This is a genomic window from Longimicrobium sp. (assembly GCF_036280135.1).
GTDB lineage: Bacteria > Gemmatimonadota > Gemmatimonadetes > Longimicrobiales > Longimicrobiaceae > Longimicrobium.
In genome coordinates this window covers 1-2,526 of record NZ_DASURI010000776.1, presented here as the reverse complement: position 1 = coordinate 2,526, position 2,526 = coordinate 1, and the positions used below count along the sequence as shown (strand labels likewise).

The 2,526-nt window shown below is 71.9% G+C and carries 2 protein-coding genes; both read left to right on the top strand.

The genetic code is table 11. The annotated features are described in order from the left end of the window. The first annotated feature begins 425 nt into the window (after window positions 1-425). Entirely contained in the window at window positions 426-1,136 is a 711-nt protein-coding gene (locus tag VFZ20_RS25025) for a FadR/GntR family transcriptional regulator (RefSeq protein ID WP_329686690.1), read from the top strand. 7 nt (window positions 1,137-1,143) lie between these two features. Next, the gene (locus VFZ20_RS25020; RefSeq protein WP_329686689.1) at window positions 1,144-2,388 is read left to right on the top strand and encodes an enolase C-terminal domain-like protein; all 1,245 of its coding nucleotides are present in this window, start codon (window positions 1,144-1,146) and stop codon (window positions 2,386-2,388) included. Window positions 2,389-2,526 lie beyond the last annotated feature (138 nt).

Here is a 2,526-nt window from a genome sequence, read left to right as displayed (position 1 = left end):
CGGGGAGAGGCCGGGAGAGGGGCGGGCTGCTCCCGGCGCGAACCCGCCCATCTCGCACGGAAGCACGGCCGTCCTCACCTCCCCCGCGAAGCGGGGGAGGTCGCGAGCTATCGAGCGGGTGGGGGCCCCCTCCGCGCCCGGCAGCACCCCGCCCTGTGCGCGGACGACGCGAGCCTTCTCCGCGGGCCGGCAGCCACCCGCCCCCGTGCACGGGCCGTGATCCCCCTTCCCCCACGCCGTTTGTGGGGGAAGGGCAGGGGATGGGGGGCGCTCCGCCGTGGCAGATCCCTTCCTCCTGGCACGAACCCACCTCCACCCATCCGTCCCCGCATCCCGCCCCGCCCACATTGCTTGACACCGCGCCGGGCGAAGCGTAGGTTCTCAGGTCATAAGATGAGTTTATCAGTCCGCCAGGATGGCCGTCCATGGAAGACCGTCCCGGACCGGTACAGCGCCAGAGCCTGTCGGACGAGCTGGCCGCGCGCGTGCGGCAGCTGATCCGGCAGAACGGATATCGACAGGGAGACCGGCTGCCCAGCATCGGCCGGATGGCGGCGGAGTTCGGCGTGGCGCCGCCCACCGTGCGCGAGGGGCTGCGCAAGCTGGAGATGCTGGGCGTGGTGGAGATCCGCCACGGCGCGGGCGTGTTCGTCGGGCCTGACACGGACCCGCTGCTGATGACCAACCCCATCTCCGACGGCACCGCCCGCCGCACGCTGCTGCTGGACCTGGTGGACGCGCGCCTTTCCATCGAGCTCACCAGCGTGGCCCTGGCCGCGGAGAACGCCACGGACGCGCACCTGGCCCGCATGCGCCAGGCGCTGCGGCGCGCGGCGGCGGGGCTGGAGCGCGCCGGAGAGACCGGCGAGCCCACCCTGGACTTTCACCGCGAGATTGCCCGCGGGTCGGGCAACGTGGTGCTGCACCAGCTGCTGGACGCGCTGGGCGGGGCCATGCGCCAGGCCCGGCGCGTCGTAGACCGCACGCCGGCCCTGCGCCAGCGATTCCATGCCGAGCACCTGGGCATCCTGGACGCGCTGGAGCGCCGGGACGCCGACCAGGCCGTCGAGAGGATGCGGGCCCACCTGCGGGGCGTGCGCGAAGCGCTCCAGGCCGGGTCCCCCGACACCGACTGACATCACCGTGAAGATCACCGACATCCGGGCCACGCCCGTGACCGTGCCCCTGCAGGCGCCCCTGCGCCACGCCAACGGGGCCCACTGGGGCCGCTTTGTCCGCACCATCGTGGAGGTGGAGACGGACGAGGGGCTCATTGGCCTGGGCGAGATGGGCGGCGGCGGCGAGGCGGCCGTCGCGGCGTTCCAGGGCCTCAAGCCGTACCTGGTGGGCCGCGACCCGGCGCAGCTGGAGGAGATGCGCTACCTGATCGCCAACCCCACGGCGTCGCTCTACAACAACCGCACGCAGGTGCTGGCCGCCCTGGAGTTCGCCTGCCTGGACCTGCTGGGGCAGAAGTGGGGCGTGCCGGTGCACGACATCCTGGGGGGCAAGCTGCGCGACCGCGTGCCCTTCGCGTCGTATTTGTTCTATCGCTATCCAAATTCCGCCGCGGGCGACGGCGAAGTCCGCACGGTGGACCAGCTCGTGGCCGAGGCGCTGGATCTCAAGGCCAAACACGGCTTTACGAGCCACAAGCTCAAGGGCGGCGTCTTCCATCCGCACTACGAGCTGGAGTGCTATCGCGCCCTGGCGGCGGCGCTCCCGGGCGACTCGTTCCGCTTTGACCCCAACGGCGTGTGGTCCACGGAGCAGGCCATCTGGTTTGGCCAGCACATCGAGGACCTGAACAACGACTACCTGGAAGATCCCGTCTTCGGGATGCACGGGATGCGGCGCGCGCGGGAGAAGCTGCGGATGCCGCTGGCGACGAACACCGTCGTCGTGGGCTTCGAGCAGCTTGCCGCCAACGTGCTGCAGACGGCCGTGGACGTGATCCTCCTGGACACGACGTTCTGGGGCGGCATCCGGCCGTGCGTAAAGGCGGCGTGCATCTGCGACGCGTTCCAGCTGGGCGTGGCCGTGCACTCGTCCGGCGAGCTGGGGATCCAGCTGGCGACCATGCTGCACCTGGGCGCCGTGCTGCCCAACCTCTCGTTCTCGGCGGACGCGCACTACCACCACCTGGTGGACGACGTGATCACCGGCGGGCTGATGCCGTACCGCGACGGGTGCATCGACGTGCCCACGGGGCCGGGGCTGGGGGTGACGCTGGACCGCGACAAGCTGGGCGAGTACCACGAGCTCTTCCGCCGCCTGGGCGGATACCCGTACGACCAGGACCCGCTCCGCCCCGGCTGGACGCCGCTGATCCCCAACTCCCGCTGGGCCGATCCGGCGGACGCGCGGGTGCCGGAGATCCCGCGGTAGAGCGGAGCGCGGGAGGAGAGCGCGCGCGGGAGGATTCCGCGGGAAGGCGCGGAATCCCGGAGCCGCGGTTCGGCCCGCGCATGGACCGGCCCGTCGGTTACACCTCGGCAGGCAGCCGGCGAAGGGCGGGCGCCCCCC

Bases quoted from the DNA above. Each gene is read 5' to 3' on its own strand.
- VFZ20_RS25025 (WP_329686690.1), top strand. From the start codon at position 426: ATGGAAGACCGTCCCGGACCGGTACAGCGCCAGAGCCTGTCGGACGAG.